The following is a 19,717-nucleotide window of genomic DNA, read 5'->3' on the forward strand; positions in this document are numbered from 1 at the left end:
CCAAGTAGCTGACTGACCTTACCCAGAAAAAGTGGAGAGAAAGTTTGGAATGTTTTTCACAAAGAGAATGATGAATCAAAATGCTCAGGAATGCAATAGTTAATAGTGACGTTGTTTGTTATAAAAAATTTCTATGTATTCAAATATTGCAGTTCTAGTTTGTTGAGCAGAGTGTTGTGAAGTATCAATAAGTATTTCTCTTTTCAATGAGCTAAAGAAGCTTTCCACAACAGAATTGTCGTAACAACAACCTTTATGACTCATCTATGTTTTTTATGGATAAGAGATATTGATAACCTTGCGAAGTATATTGTGAACCTTGATCACTATGTAATAGTAGATTTTTGGCAGGTTTACGCTTGTTAACGGCCATTAATAAAGAGTCCATAACCAATTGTTTATTTATTGAACTGCTCATTAACTACCATGCGTGAATATAGATCGATTATTGTTGCCAAATATAGCCATCCTTCTTTGGTTTTTATATAAGTAATCCCATACTTTATTTGGTTGATCGACAATAAAGTTTTGGTCTAATATATTGGGAGCTACTGTCCGTTTGTTGTTTCTTAATTTTAAATTTTCTTCTCAATATAGCCTGAATACCATTTTTCTGCATAATACTTTGCACTGTTTTTAAGTTGCAACTTTTACCCAAAGCCTTCAATTCAGCATGAATTTTAGGAGCTCCATATCTACATTTAGAAGCTTGATATATTTTTTGAATATCTGCTAATAACTCTTTATTTGCTGATTCTCTACTGCTTATTTTCCTTGTAGTCCACTTATAGTAGCCACTAGCAGAAAATCCTACATAATTCCTGTACTTTATAGCAGTTACTATGCTCTTTTATAAAAAAATATTTTACTCTTTTTGACTGGCCAGGGCTTTTTTTAAAATGTCTCTTTCTCTTGTTACTTTTGCTAACTCTTTCTGTAAATCAAATCTCTCTTTGTCATAAGGTGCTACATCTGGAAATGCATTTGCCGCTGACTTTTTTTCGTTATATTTCTTCATCCATTTTCCTAATACACTATCCCTTATTCCTAGATCTCTTGCTACTTTTGCAACTGGTTGACCTACCTTTCTTTGTTCATTTGCCAGCTTAACAGCTTCCAATTTGAATTCTGCCGTATATTCTCTTGCCATTTCTAATCCTCCAAAATTTTATTTTACCCGAAAAAACTCCTTTCTTTCTCTCCACTTTTTCTGGGTAAGGTCAGTCTGTCCAGGTTCCAAGATCGGTGTCAAAAATTGCTCAAACCATCCATTAAAAACATCCATATTACAGTGGCCTTCAAAGGTTAACGGAACAACTATCTTTCTTCCACTTAAGGCTGCAACCATACTGATTCGTTGAGTTTTCTTTCCAGATTTTAAGGCATAAAACCGCTGTCCTTTCTGGCAATATCCGTAGGGGTAGTCTTCGGTGTTATCAATGCCAGACTCATCTATATACACTAAGTTTTTAGGTTCTTTTGTCGCTATAATTTTCAAAAATTCAGCACGTTTTTCTTCGTTTCTTTCCTTGTATCCATATGTCTTTTTTTGCGCGTAAATCCAATTTTTTTAAGGGCTCGATAGATCGTTTGGATACTAACGTTGTTCCAAAGTTTAGCCATTTCCGATAGAGTCTTTCCTCCGTGTTCTCTGGCAAATTTGGCAAAGGTATCCCAGTCGGTAATTTTGTGATTGTAACCCCCATTTCCAAGTTTTTTTGATTGAAAGTCTCCTGTTTCTTTTCTTCTTTGCTGCCACTCCCATAAAGTAGTTCGTCCAATCTTAAATCTTGCTGCCACTGTTTCTCTGCTTTCTCCTTCGTCTAGCGCTTCCATTGCTTTTTTTCTTAAATCATAACTATATGCTGCTGGCATTCAACCTCCTTATCATCATCTACCCTTATCCTATCACATCCGGACTTTTATGGAAAGAGCTATATTTTTATCAATTCTGCAATCATTTATCTTAATATTAAGTTTCTTAAACCTTCTTGATGCTTGTGAATAGCTGATAACTGCCAAATCTCTTCCTATTTGTTGCAAATACCCTTTTATAAACCCGACTGTTTGTCTTAAACCAATTCTAAAGAAACTGACGATTATATGCACCAAAATCACAACTTTATCACTATAAATATAGTTGCCGCCCTGCATTTTTGGACAATTCTCGTACCAATTTTCTATGGCGTCATTGATATAACAAAAAATGCTTCCTCTTTCTTGGAGAAATTTGTTATATTCATGGCAGTTACTGACTCTCATTTTTTGTGGCATATTTTTTCTTCAACAGTTAAATGGCTATTTATAATGAATTTTGTCAGTAACTGCCAGTTCTTTTCACTTGAGCGATGCAACAAAGCCCACTGGGATCCAGGAAAGTTTGCTTGTAAGCAAGCAAACTAGCATGGAAAGTTTATACTAAATGAATGTTTTTGATGAGGTTGCACAGAAGCTGGATCCCAGTGTCAAGCACTGGGATGACATCATCCTTTTTTGGATTCCAGACTGGAATGACAGCAGTCCTACGTCATACCGCCGCGGTATTTCCAGATCCCGCTAACACGTAGCGGGATGATGGTTGTCAGGGTGTTGTCCAAGTAGCCTCCTTCTTCTGTTATCCAAGTAGCCTCTTTCTTGTCATCCCAGTGCTCCTTTCTTGTCATCCCAGTGCCCAGACACTGGGATGGCTTTGTTGCATCGCTACTTATGAAAGGCTAACTATAATTAGGATTATAAGCAACTTATTGAAAATCTTGTTTTTTTTGCAATCAATCTGATCAAATTTAAGAATAGTAACTTGTTATTTATATTAATAAATTTAATTCTATTGAAAATAGCTAAAGCATTGAAATTCTTGAATTTTAGCCGGATTAGTGAGTGGTAGTGAAATTTCTTTTACTCAAATTTAGGTATTCACTGACCGTTCTTGTTATAAATACCAGAATAATAAGCTACTGATATTCTCCACCTTTTTTATCTTTAATCCATCATAGCTAGCGATGCAACAAAGCCCACTGGGATCCAGGAAACTTAACTTTACACCAGGTAATAAGAACTGGATTCCAGCGTCACGCGCTGGAATGACAGCAGTCCTACGTCATACCGCCGCGGTATCTCAGCCGCTAACAAGAGATCCCGCTGCGGGATGAAGGTTGTCGTTCAGCCACAAACATTAAGAAATTTACCAAATGAAAAAAAAGGCAAAAGAAGCCCCGTGGTTATTATCCGCTTTAAAATATTGGCGTTTTTTATGTTTTAAACGCTTGACAAGCGAAATTCAGCTGCTTTTAATTGCAACTAACTTACGCTGCAAATGTTTAAGAAATTTACTAAGCAGAAAAAAAGACAAAGAATCCCCGAGTTAGCTAGTCTTTTACTATCTCTGTCGAGTATTGGCATTTTTTGATGTCTTGTAACGCTTTATAAGCGCGTTCAGCTTATTTAGATAAAAATCTAGATGTAGATGAAGTTTTGTAAAGACATACAGTATCTATATACTGCAAAAAATTGAACATAAGACGCCGATACATTAAGTAATCCTTACCTTTTAATCTGCAGATTGGCGAAAGCAAATACAATAGCTTCAGTTTCATGATAAGGGGGCTAGCGGAGTTTGTCAAGGGATTTTTGACGAAATGATTTTGAAAGCAAAGAGCGGGAGAAGGGGTTCGAACCCTCGACCTCAACCTTGGCAAGGTTGCGCTCTACCAACTGAGCTACTCCCGCAATTAAATTAACCTAAATTTACTTAATTATAGGCATATACAGCAATTTGTAAACCCCCGTGTACACGAAAAATGTGAGAGCCCATAAACTTGCGTGGTTCCTTCTATGATCTTTTCGTATACTTAAGGCTTATTTTTGATTATCATAAGTTTTTAATTATTCCACAAAGCTTTATGGGAATATTTTTATATAAAGACGACTTGCCAGCTAGTTCAATACCAGATGATGTAAGGTCTATAGCTGTTGATACCGAGGCAATGGGGCTACTTCATAGCAGAGATAGATTATGCCTTGTGCAGCTCTCTTTTAATGATGGCAACGCTCACTTAGTTCAACTCAAGAACGATTATACAGCGCCAAATTTGAGAAAAATATTAGAGGATAAAAATATAACTAAAATATTTCACTTCGCGCGATTTGATGTGAGCATAATACGTTATTACTTGGAAACTTGGGCACTTCCGTGCTATTGCACAAAGATAGCTTCACGTTTAGTTCGCACTTACACAGATAATCATAGCTTAAAAGAGTTGTGCTTAGAGCTGCTTGATACCAAACTAAATAAGCAGCAGCAATCTTCTGATTGGGGAAATGAAAATTTAACAGACAAACAAAAAAGTTATGCTGCATCTGATGTTTTGTATCTCCACAGGATAAAGGAAAAGCTAGACTTAATGCTGGAACGTGAAAATAGAAAAGAATTGGCCCAAAAGTGCTTTGAATTTCTTCCTACTCGTATTGAGTTAGACTTAATGGGTTGGGAAAACGTGGATATCTTTAACCACCAGATGTAATAGAAGTTTTTTGTTTGTGCAAAACACTTTAGGGCAATTTTTCAAGCTCTGCGGTAAGAATTTAGTTGATTAACTGCTAATAGATACGCTATATTTTACAAAAATTTAGGTATTTTATGAGTGATGATATTACATCGGTAAATGATCAAAATTTCAAATCTGAAGTCACTGACTATAAAGGGTTCGTGCTGGTAGATTTTTGGGCAGAATGGTGTGGGCCATGCAAAAGTCTAATGCCACGTATAGAACAATTGGCTAAGGATAGAAAAGGCAAGATTAAGATCTGCAAATTCGACATAGATGAAGGGACTGAAGTGCCAAGTAAGTATGGAGTGCAATCTATACCTACTTTAATCATATTTCAAGATGGTAAGGAAATTGCACGCAAAATTGGTGCAACAAATGATTTGTCAAGTTGGGTTGATAGTGAAATAAGCTAATAGACAAATTTGCTTTTGTGTGTATTATAAATATTGATAAAAGGGATTGTAGCTCAGTCGGTTAGAGCAGTTCGCTCATAACGAATTGGCCGTAGGTTCGAGTCCTACCAATCCCACCATTGTGTTGATCTTAGCATGATCGTAACAATGAGAAAGCTGTAGTATATGAACTATATGTTGATATAATGGAGGAAATAATGAAATTTACTAAGTCTCTAAATAACAAGTTAGATGAATTGCACTTACTAAATCATCCATTTTACCAGTCATGGAATACAGGAAGCTTAAGCTTGCAAGCTTTACAAACCTATGCTAAAGAATATTATCACCACGTTGCTGCGTTTCCTCGTTACATCAGTGGTATACATTTTTTGTGCCCAGATCTAAAAATGCGACAGGTTTTACTTGGTAATTTAATAGAAGAGGAACAAGGTGATGAAAATCATCCAGAATTATGGCAACGTTTTGCTGAAGGGCTTGGCGTTGCGCGATCTGATCTTCGTGAAAGTGCACAGATTAAAGAGACACAGGAGTTAGTTGATGGTTACTTTGATATTGTAAGATCAGGTTTTGCGGCAGGTCTTGGAGCCTTGTACGCTTACGAACGTCAAACTCCAGAGGTTTCCAAGTCTAAAATTGAAGGTTTAAAAAAACACTATTCAATAAGTGATGAGCGTTCTCTTCAATTTTTTACGGTCCATATGCATGCTGATGAGTGGCATTCTGAGGAGTGTGCAAATCTTATTGAAGATCTAGATGAAAAAGAGCAAGATAAAGTTATGCAGGGTGCTCAAAAGGGAGCAAAGCTCTTGTGGGGTTTTCTTGATGGGATGATGAATGCCAGTGTGTGTTAGTAGTTTAAGTAGCTTCAGAGTTAAAATTCAGTGATATTGGAATGCAATGTCTGCATGTAATCTTCTTATATCTGATCTGCGGCTTTGGGTTCATTTAGGATGTAGCGCAGAAGAGAAGTTTGCTCCCCAATTGGTGAGTATTGATATTGGTTTCACTTTTAAATCTCCTCCTTTAGGGCTTACAACTGATCAGCTTAAAGATACTCTCTGCTATTTGGAGGTAGTACGGAACATTCAATATTTCGTTCAAGGCAAGCAATTTAATTTAATCGAACATTTAACTCATGGGATATACAGGATGATTAACGACTTTTTGCTGCAAAAAAAGCATATTATTTCTTCTATCAGGGTGACTACTCACAAAACTGCACCACCAGTTCCTGGTGTGCATGGGGGCGTCTTTTTTACCTATTGTAATGCACTGCAAGAACAGTAATGATCTATATTTCTATTGGCTCAAATATGGGGAATCGCTTTTTCTATTTACAAAAGGCTGCTCAGTTACTGCAGGAGCGCTATTTTAAAAATTTAAAATCTTCAATTATTCTGGAGACTAAGGCTATTTTACCAAATGATGCTCCACCTGAATGGGACAAGCCATTTCTAAATATGGTTGTGTATGGAAGTTGTTCTTCTTCTCCTGAAGAGCTGTTAAAGGGCCTTAAACAAATTGAGTGTGACATTGGCCGCCCGCAGGTCTATGAAAAATGGGCACCTCGCATTATTGATTTGGATATTTTGTTATGGGATAACCTGACACTTGATACATCCTACCTTAAGATTCCTCACCCAGAATTGATAAACAGACCATTTTTGCTTCACTTGATGGCAATGCTGAGTCCCATGGCAGTAGTTAACAAAACGTTTGGTACTATTAACCCTAACATTAAGGATTGCTTTTTAAGGAGTTTTACGCTTTCACCAGAGCTTGTAGGTATTGTTAATATTACTCCTGATTCATTTTCAGATGGTGGTCTTTATTATGATGCAGATCAAGCAACCAAGCAGGCACTGCGGCTGTTATCAGATGGTGCAAGCATAGTTGAACTTGGTGCTCAATCAACAAGACCTGTCTCCTCAATACAAACTCCAAAAGCAGAATATGCACGCTTAAAACCAGTGCTTGATGACCTTAATCAATATATGAAAGTTGGTGACATTAAAGTCAGCATTGATAGTTTCTGCCCAGATGTTATTTTGAATGTTTTGGAGCACTACAACATTGCCTGGGTAAACGATCAGAAGGGAGATCTAGATGATAATACCTTAAAAGCGATTGCTAGCAGTGGATGTAGTATCGTTATTATGCATTCACTCTCCATACCACCACATAGTGACAACATTATCCCAAGTGACATTGATCCAATTGATACCATAAATAATTGGGCAGAAAGGAACATTAATAGATTACTAGCTCTAGGTTTTGATCAAAGCTCGATCATTATTGATCCTGGTATTGGTTTTGGCAAATCTCTATATCAGAATATCTGGCTTTTATGCAATATAGAAGCATTGCAAAGTTTTGGCTGCAAAGTTCTGGTTGGCCATTCTAGAAAGTCATTTATTTCTTCTTTTTCTACAGAACCTGTCTTTAACCGAGATTTAGAAACAATTGCTTTATCATCTGCATTGCACAACAAGGTTGATTTCCTTCGAGTGCATAATGTGCGTGATCACATGCGATTTTTTGTAGCTCAAGCTGCTTTACAGGGATGATAGTTATCGGAATTATGGCTGTTGATCCCAAGGGGGTAATTGGAATAAATAATAGATTGCCCTGGCATTATCCAAGTGAGTTAGATCATTTTCGTCAGGTGACTGACAAACAAGTTATTGTTATGGGGAGAAAGACATTTGAAACTATGCCTCAAGACATATTAGGGAATCGTATTCCTATTGTTTTTTCTCGTGACAAATTAAATTCTTGTTTTAACAGAGGAGTAAAATGCACTATTATTTCTTCTATGCAAGAGTTTTTGTCAATCCAAAGTAATTGGAGTTACCCTTAAATCTTTGTGATTGGTGGAGCACAAATAGCGCATCTTTTTTTAGAATATAATCTAATTTCAGAGTTCATCATGACAGAAATTTACAAACCCTATAAAGGTGATGTATATTTCAACTTAACACTTCTTAGTGGATGGAATAAAACTATTCTCACCAAAACAAAAGATTATACTATATGCAAGCTAACACGTTAATATGCATATTGAAGCAATTTATACCCACCGCATTGAATATGGAGAAGTATTAGAGCAGGTTCTTGATCGCTATGTTTCAGAGCTGCTAAGAGAGGAAGTTGTTCTTGCTATCACATCAAAAATCATTTCAATTTGTCAAAAACAAGTGGTTTGCAAAACTGCTTGTTCTAAAGAAGAGCTAATCAAAAGGGAAGCTGATGCAATTGTTGATGTGGCTCACAGTATCTGTTTAACGATTAAAGATAATATCTTAATTCCATCTGCTGGTATTGATGAATCAAATGGTAATGAGGTGTATATTCTATATCCAAAAGATGTTCAGAAAACAGCTCTGTCAATATGGAACTATCTCAAGACAAAACACTGCATAAAACATCTTGGTATTTTGATTACAGATAGTAACATAACACCTATGCGCCTTGGGGTTACGGGCGTTGCTCTTGGTTGGTGTGGATTTGAACCATTTTATTCCTATATAGGCAAGCCAGATCTTTATGATCAACCACTGCAAGTAACACAAGTCAATCTTCTTGATGCGCTGGCAACGTCTGCTGTTTTAGTTATGGGAGAAGGGGCGGAGCAAACACCAATGGCAATAATTAGTGGTGCACCAAAGATTCACTTTCTTACTCGTCCGCCAACTACAGAAGAAGAAAAAAGTGTGAAGATATCTATGGAAGAGGACCTTTACTCTCCTCTCCTCATGCGAGCCCGCTGGTTAAAGAGTTAAAGAGGAACTTAAAAATTTGCTATTAGACTTCTTATACCAATTCCCGCTACACAAGTAACGGATAGACAATAATAGAAAAAAAGCCATACTGAAGTAAGTAAAGTAGCGAGGTTTAAATGGCATTAAGATCAAAATTATTGGATGAAAAAGTGGTGGAATCAGCAAAAGAAATGCTGAAGAAAGTAAGAAATAACGCATATGTTGCAAAAAAACTAAATGCTGTAATTGCAGCAAAAAAGCACAGTATAACAGCCGTAGCAAAGATATGCTGCATTTCAAGAAAGGCACTTACTGCATGACCTAAAATTTGGCAGAGAAGAAAAATTATTTGCTCCGCCTCAACGCCGTAGAAAAACTATATTGAATCAAAGTCAACGTGAACAAGTTGAGGTGTGGATAGAGGAAAACCCCAATATTACTATAAAAGAAATGAAAATAAGAATTCAAGAAAAGTTTGGTTTGAATATCAGCAAATCTACAGTACACCGTAATATGCAAAGAATGAAATTCTCATATATCACACCAAGACCAGTGCATAACGGACAAGATAAAAGTAAACAAGAGGAATTTAAAAAAAAATCTTAATGAAACTATTGTCATGTATCATGAAAAAGAGCTATTTTTCTTCGATGAATCGCGGTTTGGCACACATTCAAAGATTGGACACGGGTGGTTTAAAAAAGGCATTAGGACACAGGTTAAGGTAAAACTAGGTAGGCAAAATTTTTATCTCTATAGTGCAGTTAATCCCAGAAATGGAGAAAGTTCTAGCTCAAACGTCAATACTGATTGTATGAATATATTCCTTGAGCAGATGTCACAATATTTAGGAACAAGGGAGGCATTTCTTATCATGGATTGTGCTAGTTGGCATAAGTCAAAAAATTTAAAAGTACCTAAAAATATCGACATTATATACCTACCACCATACTCACCTGACCTCAATCCTGTTGAGAGGTTTTGGTTATATATAAAACAGAACATTTTGCGTAACAAAATCTACGACACAATTGCTTTGCTTGAGAGCGCTTTGTGCAAATTTATTACCTCTCTTTCTCACTCCACAATTAAAAAACTCTGCAATGCCGCTTATTTGATTCACTAGTAATGAGAATTGGTATTACATAACCATATAACATTGGGAATAGAAACAAAAAACTTGCTTGACACCCTTCGCCAGCCCCCTTATCATAAAACTGAAGCTATTGTATTTGCTTTCGCCAATCTGCAGATTAAAAGGTAAGGATTACTTAATGTATCGGCGTCTTATGTTTAATTTTTTGCAGTACATAGATACTGTATGTCTTTACAAAACTTCATCTACATCTAGATTTTTATCTAAATAAGCTGAACGCGCTTATAAAGCGTTACAAGACATCAAAAAATGCCAATACTCGACAGAGATAGTAAAAGACTAGCTAACTCAGGGATTCTTTGTCTTTTTTTTCTGCTTAGTAAACTTCTTAAACATTTGCAGCGTAAGTTAGTTGCAATTAAAAGCAGCTTAATCTTGCTTGTCAAGCGTTTAAAACATAAAAAACGCCAATATTTTAAAGCGGATAATAACCCCAGGGCTTCTTTTGCCTTTTTTTTCATTTGGTAAATTTCTTAACGTTTGTAGCTAAACGACAACCGTCATCCCGCTACGTGTTAGCGGCTAAGAGATACCGCGGCGGTATGACGGTTTGCGGCGGCATGACCTCGTCATTCCCCTACGTGTTAGCGGGATCTAGAGATACCGTGACGGTATGACGGTTCGCGCGGTGGCATGACCTCGTCATCCCGCTACGTGTTAGCGGGATCTATGCTTTGAGATACCGCGAATGAATCGCGGTATGACATAGGGAACCCTTTCTTGGGTTAGCTATAGATTTACTTCGCATATTCAGCTAATTTTTATTACAATTACAACAAAATAATTTTGGCTTTGATGAAAACTGTATATGTATGTCAATCCTGTGGTCATAGCACTGGCAGGTGGGTAGGGAAGTGTATTGCATGTGACAATTGGGATACAGTTGTTGAGGAAATAGCAGTAAAAACGAGCAAAAGAAGTATATCTGCACCAATTTTAATAAAGACGTTATCGGGTAGCGAAATTATCACTCCAAGTCGTTTTTTAACAGGAATAGAAGAATTAGATAGAGTTTTTGGTGGGGGTATCGTTCAAGGTGCTAGCATTTTAATTGGTGGCGAACCTGGAATTGGGAAATCCACCCTTTTGCTTAGAATTGCAGCTAATGTTGTGCAACTTTCCTCTTTTGAATGTCTTTATGTATCTGGCGAGGAATCTTTAGAGCAAGTGAGTCTCAGAGCAAAGCGTCTTAAGATAAATGAACCTAAAATTAAGCTTTTATCTACAGTGTCTTTAACTGATGTAGTAGCAACAATAAAGGAAAATAAAAGTATTAAATTCTTAGTAATTGACTCTATACAAACAATGTATGATAGCAGAATTACATCAGCACCAGGAACTGTAACTCAGGTCCGCACTTGCGCACATGAATTAACCATTCTTGCGAAACAATATGGTATTTCCCTCTTAATAGTTGGCCATATAACTAAGGATGGACAAATAGCTGGACCTAAAACTTTGGAGCATATGGTGGATACGGTATTATATTTTGAAGGTGAAAATAGCAATCAATACCGCATTTTGCGTACTATTAAGAATAGATTTGGCCCTGCAAATGAAATTGGTGTTTTTGAGATGTCTGAAGCAGGACTTGTGCCTGTTGATAACCCATCATCATTGTTTCTGATGGCCCATGACAGAGAAGTAGTTGGCAGCGCCGTATTTGCAGGAATTGAAGGTTCAAGACCAATTTTAATGGAAGTGCAAGCATTAATAGCAGGAACTAATATGGCAACCCCAAGAAGGGCAGTAGTTGGGTGGGATATTAATAGATTGGCTATGATCATCGCAGTGCTAAATGCTCGTTGCAAAATGTTTTTGCATGATAAAGAGGTATACCTAAACATTGCAGGGGGACTCAAAATACAGGAACCATCGGCTGATCTTGCTGTTGCTGCTTCCCTTATTTCAAGTGTAGTAAATTTACCGCTGCCAACTTCTTCAATAATCTGCGGTGAAGTTGCACTTTCAGGAGAAATTAGGAATGTCTCGCATGCTGATCTCAGACTAAAAGAAGCACAAAAGTTAGGATTCAAAAAAGCAATTATGCCTAAAAATGGTAATTACTCTTCTCACGATATTGAGATAATTAAGCTTGGTCACGTAAGGGAATTAAGAGAAATTTTTAATTACAATTAAATAACGCTTCAGCAAATTCTTTGCTAGTAAACTCCCTTAAGTCCTCTATATTTTCGCCAATTCCTATAGCATGTAACTTTATCTTATAAGCTTCTGCAAGTCCAATTACCACTCCACCCTTAGCAGTGCCATCTAGCTTTGTTACGATTAGCCCGGTAACATTAACCATTTTGCTAAATGCTTCTAATTGGCTATAAGCATTTTGGCCGGTAGTTGCATCAAGAACTAAAATAACATCATGAGGGGCAGTGTCATCCAATTTCTTTATCGTTCTATATATTTTTGATAACTCCTCCATAAGGTTCACATTATTTTGCAGCCTTCCTGCTGTGTCAATTAGAACAACATCAACGTTGTCTTTTATAGCTTGACTTACAGCTCTGTATGCCACACTTGCAGAGTCGCTACCGTACTCTCCAGTAACAATTAAGCAATCAGAACGTTCTGCCCAAATGTTTAATTGCTCACTAGCAGCCGCTCTAAATGTATCGCATGCAACAAGCATAACGGATTTTCCCATTTCCTTATATTTATATGCAAGCTTACCTATAGTTGTGGTTTTACCGTTACCGTTTACTCCGCATACCATTATTATATGTGGTTTTTTATTTAAAATTAACGGCTGTACAACTGGGCTCAATATAGCTTCTATTTCGTTCATTAACTGCTGCGAGATAATATTATGTTCAACTTCCTTGTCAAACTTGATGCTTGTGAGCCTATCGATAATCAACTTAGAAGTTTTATGACCAATGTCCATGCTAATTAGCAATTCTTCTAGCTCGTCTAAAAGCGACTGGTCTAATTTTTTTTTGCCAGAGAAAATACTTTTCACTCCGTCGCTAAAGCGAGAAGAAGTTTTTAACAGGCCTTTATAAAGATTACCAAATAAACTCAAGGGAATGCTCCTTTTAAAATTACAATATAAAGAATGACATGCACTGAGTGTATTTGTAAAGTTAAATACACTCACTTTTGTGTTATTCTGTGAGTAAAATATACCGTTTGCTAGTGTATTTTACTTTAGTTTTTAACCTAAATATGTTATAATGTAGAATAGCGGTTCACAGGTAATTTTATGAGTTATAATGAGAAAATTTTAGATCATTACGAAAATCCAAGGAATGTTGGCTCTCTGGATAAAAATGATCCAAGTGTTGGCACTGGTCTAGTTGGTGCACCATCGTGCGGTGATGTAATGAAATTGCAGATAAAGGTCAATGACAAAGGTGTTATTGAAGATGCAAAATTTAAAACTTTTGGCTGCGGTTCTGCCATTGCTTCAAGTTCCTTGTTAACAGAGATGATAAAGGGAAGAACCATCAGTGACGTTACACAGATAAAGAATACTCAAATAGTGGAAGAGTTGTCTTTACCTCCAGTGAAGATACACTGTTCGGTACTTGCTGAAGATGCTATAAAGGCTGCTATTCATGATTATCAAAGTAAGCAAAAGAATTAAGAAGCATGAGTGAATATCAAGAAGTAGGCGGAGGTGAAACTGTAAAAAAGAATAAAAAACTTATCACTATAACTGCGGAAGCAGTAGAAAGGATAAGGTATTTATTGGACCAAAAGAAGCATACTAACCTTGAGAAACCGGAAGAAGCAATAGGAATAAGAGTGCTAATTAAGCAAAAAGGATGTTCTGGTTTAAAATATGATATTGAATATGCATATGATACTCGTCCTTTAGAGTCGGTAATTGAAGAAAACTGTAGTGATGGCCAAAAAGTTAAAGTGTTGATCGACCCAAAATCCGTCATGTTTATTCTTGGCTCTGAAATGGATTATGTAGAAGAAAAATTTTCATCGGGTTTTGTTTTCAAAAATCCTAATGAGAAAGGAAAATGTGGTTGTGGAGAGAGTTTTCATGTCTAGCAACTATTTTGCATTGTTTGAAATTGAACCAGCTTTCAATATCAGCTTTGATGAGTTAGAGAAAAAATATATTGAGCTAAGCAAGACTGATATAAATGAAAGACAGTCCAAAAACATGGAAAATATCAACAAAGCTTATCAAGTGCTAAAGTCACCACTAGAACGTGCTGAGCATTTGTTGAATCTTTTTGGTGTGGGAAGCCCAAAGGATCATCCAAATTCTGAAATATTAAATGAATCAATGGAAATAAGAGAGTACTTACTAGACTGCGATGATCTACAATTTGCAAGCAGGATAATTGATGAAAAAATAAAAGATTGCGTTAAAAACCTAATTAACACTTTTGCTGTAAAGAATTTTGATGGAGCTGCTACACAAGTCTTAAGATTGAAATATTTATATAAGTCATTTGAGGAGGTGAAAAAGAATGCAACCAATTCAAATTTCTGAACCAAATTCAAGTGAAGTAGTTTTTGGTATAGACCTTGGCACCACCAATTCTTTGATTGCTATGGTGAATAAAGCTGGCAACGTGGAGATATTTAAAGATAAACAAGGAAGAGAACTGCTGCCTTCTGCTCTTTCATATGAAAATAATACATTGAAAACTGGCTACGATGTCGGTCAAAATGCAATCTACTCAATAAAGCGTTTAATGGGTAAAAGTGTTGAAGAATTAAATAAAGAAGGCGTCAATTTTGAAATAGATCATGAAAGCGAAAAAGTTATTAGAATAAAATGCGCAGAGGAAAAGTATCTTACTCCTATTGAGATTTCTGCTGAGATATTAAAAGCTTTATGTGAGAGGGTAAAAAAGTCTAAGGGACTGGAAGTAAAAAAAGCAGTGATTACTGTGCCAGCTTACTTTGACGATTCAGCACGTAACGCAACTAAATATGCGGCAAAATTAGCTGGAATAGAAGTTCTTCGCCTCGTTAACGAGCCAACCGCTGCAGCGCTTTCTTACTCCATTGAAAAGAACAATAGCAGTGGAATATATGCAGTGTATGACCTTGGTGGCGGAACGTTCGATATTTCGATATTGAAATTGCACCAAGGAGTGTTTCAAGTCCTTGCGGTTGGTGGTGACACCAAACTCGGCGGTGATGATTTTGATCATTTGCTAAGCTTAATTGTGCTCAATAAGTATAGAGAAAAAGTAGGTTTAAACAAAGAATGCTCTAGTGTCATCCCAGTGCTCCGACACTGGGATCCAGAAAGTTTGATTACAAATGAACACACCAGAAAGTTATATAATAAGAACTGGATTCCAGTGTCAGCTACTTACATGACAGGGCTATTATCATTCGTTGAATTACGTACTGTGAAGGAATATCTGAGCAAAAATACTGTAGGCACTTTTAAATTCAACATTAACGGCGAATTATTTAAATGCGAAATTACTAGAGAAGAATTCGAGCAGGCAATCAGTTCTTTGGTCAATAAGACTATCAATATAGTCACTCGTACTATAAGCGATATAGATCTTAAAATTGATGATATAAAAGGAGTAATTTTAGTTGGTGGTGCAACTAGAACACCATTGGTTCAAAATTCACTAGTCAAACTCTTTGGAAATAAAGTACTAAATGACGTGGATCCAGATAAAGCAGTTGCCATTGGGGCAGCTCTGCAGGCTCATGATTTAACTTCGAGCTCAAAAGATAGGAATATTCTCCTGGATGTTCTACCTTTATCACTTGGCATAGAAACTATGGGAGGTATAGTTGAAAAAATCATACCAAGAAATACGCCACTACCAGTTTCAGAGATAAAAGAGTTTACAACTTATGTTGATGGGCAAACAGCAATGAAAATTCACGTTTGTCAGGGAGAACGTGAAATGATAGAGGATAACAAATCTCTAGCGCAGTTTGAACTGAAAGGTATACCGCTACTGCCTGCAGGTTCTGCAAGAGTTGAAATAGAATTTACAGTTAACGTTGACGGAATATTGACTGTTACTGCAAGAGAAAAAACCACCAGAATCGAGCAGACAGTTGAAGTAAATTCAAGTTTTGGCTTAAGTGAAGCCGATATTCAAAATATGGTTAACCAGTCAATAAACAGCTTTGATGAAGATATGAAGGATCGTTCCCTTGCAGGCGCTAAAATTAATGGAAATAAACTCATACACTTGGTTGAAAACAATAATAACTTTTCCACTGATCAAAAGTTGAAAAACCTATTACAAAATGCAAAAAAAGCTTTACAAGGCAATGACTTGAATGAAATTAACAACACTATCGCCGAGTTAGAAAATTCTTCTTTAGAGTTGTGTGAATTAACAAATAGGTAGAAAAAGCTTACACAACCTTGTGCAATACCCTATTTAATCTCAAAGCAACAGGTAACCTGAAATTAAATGGTAACCAATCGACCTTTTCTAATTTAAATGATAAACCAACTATGCTTACACGCCCAATGATATTTTCCATTGGTACAAAACCAACTTCAGGAAACCTGCTATCTAAAGAATTATTTCTATTGTCTCCCATAACGAAAAATTGATCGTTAGGTACATAATAAACCGGAGTGTTATATGATAGCTTATTAGAAATGTCATCTACCAAAATCTCATGTTCCTTGCCACTTAAAAGCGTTTCTATATATCTTGGTATGTTACGATTTGACTCATAATCAAAAAAACTTTCAATTTGCCTTCGCTCTACTTTCTGATCATTTAGGTATAATTCTCCCTCTATCATTTGCACTTTGTCACCTGGTGTTCCTATTACTCGCTTAACAAACCTGATGCTGTCATTTCTTGTGGGTTTGAAAACTACTATGTCGCCACGCTTTGGAGGGGTATAAAAAATCCTGCCGCTAAAAATGTTTGGAGAAAATGGAAATGAGTGTTTACTGTAACCGTATGAATATTTACTAGTAAAAATGTAATCCCCTTCAAGTAGGGTGCTTTTCATTGAACCAGAAGGTATATGAAATGGCTCGAATAAAAAACTACGTATTGACAGCGCAATCAACAGTAAAAAAAACAATGAAGATAAAAATCTTCCCGTTCTTATCACCCAGTTTTTGCTTAGTTCTTCCAACTTTTCCAACTTTGTTTTTCTTATAGATTAAGCTTATTATAATACATAAATTAAAAAATGGTAATATGAAATTTTACTTGTGAATGTTATTCCTCTATTCAAAACAATTTTGAAAAGGCGGTTCATTTCTTTCAACGGTGTCATCCAAGTAGCTGACACATAACTGTACGAACATTGCAATTTGCAGGTGGCAGATGAAAGTAGCTGATGCACATCTGTACGAACATTTGCTTTTGTTAAGGTAATATGGTGTTATGAAAGTAGCTGACACTGGAATGGCTTTGTTGCATCGCTACTTATGAAAGGCTAACTATAGTTAGGATTATAAGCAACCTATTGAAAATCTTGTTTTTTTGCAATCAATCTGATCAAATTTAAGAATAGTAATTTGTTATTTATATTAATAAATTTAATTCTATTGAAAATAGCTAAAGCATTGAAATTCTTGAATTTTAGCCGGATTGGTAAATGGTAGTGAAATTTCTTTTACTCAAATTTAGGTATTCATTGACCGTTCTTGTTATAAATACCAGAATAATAAGCTACTGATATTCCCTATCTTTTTTATCTTTAATCCATCATAGCTAGCGATGCAACAAAGCCCACTGGAATCCAGGTTGTAACCGTTCACGGATTGTGAGAATGAATAAAGAACTAGGCAGTGTCGACATTTATTTTAACCAAAGATAAATGCCAGCAATGTGAACAAAAGACAGAAAAGCTATGGCCAATTTGTCGTAGCGTGTAGCAACTCTGCGGAAGTGCTTGATTTTGTTGAACATCCTTTCGATTAAGTTTCTCTCTTTATACAATTCTTTGTCATATTCTCTTGGTGTTTTTCTGTTGGAACGCGGTGGGATTACTGGCTCAGCATTTACAGCTTCTGCAGCCTCAATCATATAATTTGCGTCATACCCTTTATCGGCAATAAGTGCCTCCATGTTCTTGCCTTCTATCAGGTCTAAAGCTTTTACGTAATCCGATCTTTGCCCTGCAGTAACAAAGAATCTCAGTGGGTTGCCCAAAGCATCACAAGCAGCGTGTAATTTGCTTGAAAATCCTCCTTTGCACCGTCCCAGCTCTTGTTCTTGTCTACCAGTTTCCACATTTTTTTCTTGCACCAGCAGCATGTTGATGTGCCCTGATTATTGTTGAGTCTATCATGAGCCACTCTGTGTCTCCATTAACAGCTAATGTGTTGAAAATCATCTGCCAAACACCAGATTTTGCCCACCTTATAAAACGTTTATGTACACTTGACCATTTTCCATACTCAGCCGGCAATGCTCTCCATGTTGCTCCTGTTCTACCTATCCACATTATTGCAGCTACGAATCTCCTGTTATCTTTTGCGCTTCTTCCTCTATCTCCTTCCTTACCTGGCAGACTGTTTTTTATTCTCTCCCATTGCTCATCTTTTAAATCATATAGCATTCTCTTTACCTATTAATAAAGAGTACTCTATATCACTATTTTTTTTTATGTCGACAAGACCTAAGCAGTCGTAACTTTTGGAAGGGATTTTGGCCATTGAGACGTGATGTCAAAAATATCGACAACATTCTTTCCACAAATCTTTCTCCATGTTCCGACCAGGTGAAAAAGCTGTTTTTACGATAGCCGTCTAATTTGCCGTTCTGCAAGGTTGTTGATTGACTTCAGGCTTTCGTAAAAACTTCCACACCATATCCTCGGCCTTAACATCTTAATGGCCATTCTCAAACCATTTACAAGCCTTGTCATTTCATGCCCCCCCTTTTTGCATTAGTTGTGTAGCATCTTTTAATATTAGCAAGGCCTATAATAGTGCAACACTGCCTTACGTATTGCCAATCCAAATTCTACTTGCTGTAAAATAACACAATCTGCTACATCGCTGCTAATCTCAATCCCTCTGTTTATTGGCCCTGGGTGCATAACAATCGCATCTGGTTTTGCGTATGATAGCTTTTGTGAATCAAGTCCATACAAATAAAAATATTCTTTCTCTGAAGAACTATTATTCATGCGCTCTTTCTGCAATCTCAAAAGCATAATTACGTCAGCATCCTTTATACCTTCAATTAATGAATAATGGACTGAATCTACTTCAGGAAAATGCTTACAAATCAAAGTTGGTGGTGCGACCAAGTTTATCTCTGCTCCAAACATTTTTAGCAATCTTATATTTGATCTTGCAACTCTACTGTGCAGAATATCTCCACATATCACAACTTTGAGGTCCTTTATTTGCTTTTTGTGATTGCTGATTACAAGATAGTCTGCAAGAGCTTGAGTTGGATGTTCACTACTTCCATCGCCTGCATTGATTAGCGAGCAGTTAACATACTTTGCCAGTGTATTAATGATACCACTACTTTTATGCCTGATTATTATGTAATCAGGATTCATTGCATTTAATGTTTTGATCATGTCTTTTAGATCTTCTCCCTTGTTAATAGAAGAAGATCTTATTGGCAAAGTTACAACATTTGCTCCAAGGCTTTTTGCTGCTATTTCAAAAGACGCAAGTGTACGCGTTGAATCTTCAAAGAATAAATTTATTACTGTCTTATTTTCCAAGATATGACTATTTGCAACTTCTTTTTTAAGGTACTGGTTGGCCAACTTAGTTATATTTTCTACATCATCGACTGTAAGGTCTGAGATGTTTAACAAATTCCTTCTCTTGTTCATAGTTTCCTTTTCAACTACTTGAACCTATTCTACTTTCTTATTACCTTTTTTCAATAGACTTCTTGTGCAGCAATTGTTTTGGTGAAA

19 protein-coding genes, 2 tRNA genes and 4 pseudogenes are annotated in these 19,717 nt (G+C 36.4%); 14 read left to right on the top strand and 11 right to left on the bottom strand.

What is annotated here, in order from left to right:
* Positions 1–99: 99 nt before the first annotated feature.
* From AAGD50_RS06000 to AAGD50_RS06025, 7 genes and pseudogenes are all read right to left on the bottom strand, one after another.
* Entirely contained in the window at positions 100–264 is a 165-nt protein-coding gene (locus AAGD50_RS06000; protein ID WP_080717614.1) for an IS3 family transposase, read from the bottom strand.
* A complete protein-coding gene (locus tag AAGD50_RS06005) occupies positions 254–418 on the bottom strand; it encodes a DDE-type integrase/transposase/recombinase (protein WP_156768661.1) in 165 nt (54 codons plus the stop codon). The genes AAGD50_RS06000 and AAGD50_RS06005 overlap by 11 nt, the downstream gene beginning before the upstream one ends.
* Before the next feature lie 84 nt (positions 419–502).
* Positions 503–844: an IS3 family transposase gene (locus AAGD50_RS06850; RefSeq protein WP_210168268.1), complete on the bottom strand. Its 342-nt coding sequence runs from the start codon at positions 842–844 to the stop codon at positions 503–505.
* A 21-nt stretch (positions 845–865) separates the two neighbouring features.
* Positions 866–1,150: a transposase gene (locus AAGD50_RS06010; protein WP_038198869.1), complete on the bottom strand. Its 285-nt coding sequence runs from the start codon at positions 1,148–1,150 to the stop codon at positions 866–868.
* Positions 1,151–1,222: 72 nt separating this feature from the next.
* Positions 1,223–1,875, bottom strand: a pseudogene (locus tag AAGD50_RS06015) (IS630 family transposase); the annotation flags it as partial.
* Positions 1,876–1,908: 33 nt separating this feature from the next.
* Positions 1,909–2,274 (bottom strand): transposase, encoded by a 366-nt coding sequence (locus AAGD50_RS06020; protein WP_155969141.1) that lies wholly within the window; start codon positions 2,272–2,274, stop codon positions 1,909–1,911.
* A 1,379-nt stretch (positions 2,275–3,653) separates the two neighbouring features.
* Positions 3,654–3,726, bottom strand: a tRNA-Gly gene (locus AAGD50_RS06025).
* A gap of 173 nt (positions 3,727–3,899) precedes the next feature.
* Between AAGD50_RS06025 and AAGD50_RS06030 the strand changes: the two genes are divergently transcribed.
* From AAGD50_RS06030 to radA, 10 genes and pseudogenes are all read left to right on the top strand, one after another.
* Positions 3,900–4,520: a ribonuclease D gene (locus tag AAGD50_RS06030; RefSeq protein WP_015589270.1), complete on the top strand. Its 621-nt coding sequence runs from the start codon at positions 3,900–3,902 to the stop codon at positions 4,518–4,520.
* 116 nt (positions 4,521–4,636) lie between these two features.
* Positions 4,637–4,960: a thioredoxin gene (gene trxA, locus AAGD50_RS06035; RefSeq protein WP_007548839.1), complete on the top strand. Its 324-nt coding sequence runs from the start codon at positions 4,637–4,639 to the stop codon at positions 4,958–4,960.
* A 42-nt stretch (positions 4,961–5,002) separates the two neighbouring features.
* Positions 5,003–5,079, top strand: a tRNA-Ile gene (locus AAGD50_RS06040).
* A gap of 78 nt (positions 5,080–5,157) precedes the next feature.
* Positions 5,158–5,814, top strand: coding sequence for a CADD family putative folate metabolism protein (locus tag AAGD50_RS06045; protein ID WP_264724243.1), 657 nt, complete (start codon positions 5,158–5,160; stop codon positions 5,812–5,814).
* 46 nt (positions 5,815–5,860) lie between these two features.
* Positions 5,861–6,250 carry a dihydroneopterin aldolase gene (locus AAGD50_RS06050; protein ID WP_264723989.1) on the top strand — a complete coding sequence of 130 codons (390 nt, stop codon included), beginning with the start codon at positions 5,861–5,863 and terminating at the stop codon, positions 6,248–6,250.
* A complete protein-coding gene (gene folP / locus AAGD50_RS06055; protein ID WP_341810032.1) occupies positions 6,250–7,530 on the top strand; it encodes a dihydropteroate synthase in 1,281 nt (426 codons plus the stop codon). The genes AAGD50_RS06050 and folP overlap by 1 nt, the downstream gene beginning before the upstream one ends.
* A pseudogene (locus AAGD50_RS06060) lies at positions 7,527–8,015 on the top strand (dihydrofolate reductase). Before folP ends, AAGD50_RS06060 begins: the two are co-directional and overlap by 4 nt.
* A gap of 1 nt (position 8,016) precedes the next feature.
* Positions 8,017–8,745 carry a putative folate metabolism gamma-glutamate ligase gene (locus AAGD50_RS06065; RefSeq protein WP_155969135.1) on the top strand — a complete coding sequence of 243 codons (729 nt, stop codon included), beginning with the start codon at positions 8,017–8,019 and terminating at the stop codon, positions 8,743–8,745.
* A gap of 116 nt (positions 8,746–8,861) precedes the next feature.
* Positions 8,862–9,850 (top strand): annotated as a pseudogene (locus tag AAGD50_RS06070) (IS630 family transposase).
* Between the two features lie 825 nt (positions 9,851–10,675).
* Positions 10,676–12,019, top strand: coding sequence for a DNA repair protein RadA (gene radA / locus AAGD50_RS06075; protein ID WP_264723993.1), 1,344 nt, complete (start codon positions 10,676–10,678; stop codon positions 12,017–12,019).
* On the opposite strand, the gene ftsY is transcribed toward radA, so the two are convergent.
* Complete coding sequence (gene ftsY / locus AAGD50_RS06080; protein WP_155969582.1) at positions 12,006–12,917, bottom strand: signal recognition particle-docking protein FtsY; 912 nt, start codon at positions 12,915–12,917, stop codon at positions 12,006–12,008. The genes radA and ftsY overlap by 14 nt on opposite strands.
* 180 nt (positions 12,918–13,097) lie before the next feature.
* On the opposite strand from ftsY, the gene iscU reads away from it, so the two are divergent.
* Genes iscU through AAGD50_RS06100 form a run of 4 tightly spaced genes read left to right on the top strand, consistent with a single transcriptional unit; the run spans position 13,098 to position 16,200 of the window.
* Positions 13,098–13,481, top strand: coding sequence for a Fe-S cluster assembly scaffold IscU (iscU, locus tag AAGD50_RS06085; protein WP_151808025.1), 384 nt, complete (start codon positions 13,098–13,100; stop codon positions 13,479–13,481).
* A gap of 5 nt (positions 13,482–13,486) precedes the next feature.
* Positions 13,487–13,900 (top strand): HesB/IscA family protein, encoded by a 414-nt coding sequence (locus tag AAGD50_RS06090; protein ID WP_182309603.1) that lies wholly within the window; start codon positions 13,487–13,489, stop codon positions 13,898–13,900.
* A complete protein-coding gene (locus tag AAGD50_RS06095) occupies positions 13,893–14,351 on the top strand; it encodes an iron-sulfur cluster co-chaperone HscB C-terminal domain-containing protein (protein ID WP_265024473.1) in 459 nt (152 codons plus the stop codon). Before AAGD50_RS06090 ends, AAGD50_RS06095 begins: the two co-directional genes overlap by 8 nt.
* On the top strand, positions 14,329–16,200 hold the full coding sequence (locus AAGD50_RS06100) for an Hsp70 family protein (RefSeq protein WP_341810033.1): 1,872 nt from the start codon (positions 14,329–14,331) through the stop codon (positions 16,198–16,200). The genes AAGD50_RS06095 and AAGD50_RS06100 overlap by 23 nt, the downstream gene beginning before the upstream one ends.
* A 7-nt stretch (positions 16,201–16,207) precedes the next feature.
* Here the strand turns inward: AAGD50_RS06100 and lepB are convergent, their stop codons facing one another.
* The 3 genes and pseudogenes from lepB to AAGD50_RS06115 form a co-directional block, all read right to left on the bottom strand.
* Positions 16,208–16,954: a signal peptidase I gene (lepB, locus tag AAGD50_RS06105; protein WP_155969584.1), complete on the bottom strand. Its 747-nt coding sequence runs from the start codon at positions 16,952–16,954 to the stop codon at positions 16,208–16,210.
* A gap of 671 nt (positions 16,955–17,625) precedes the next feature.
* Positions 17,626–18,388 (bottom strand): annotated as a pseudogene (locus tag AAGD50_RS06110) (IS5 family transposase).
* A gap of 354 nt (positions 18,389–18,742) precedes the next feature.
* On the bottom strand, positions 18,743–19,630 hold the full coding sequence (locus AAGD50_RS06115; protein WP_006280416.1) for an aspartate carbamoyltransferase catalytic subunit: 888 nt from the start codon (positions 19,628–19,630) through the stop codon (positions 18,743–18,745).
* Positions 19,631–19,717 lie beyond the last annotated feature (87 nt).

Source organism: Wolbachia endosymbiont (group A) of Apotomis capreana (assembly GCF_964027025.1).
In the GTDB taxonomy this organism is placed as follows: domain Bacteria; phylum Pseudomonadota; class Alphaproteobacteria; order Rickettsiales; family Anaplasmataceae; genus Wolbachia; species Wolbachia pipientis.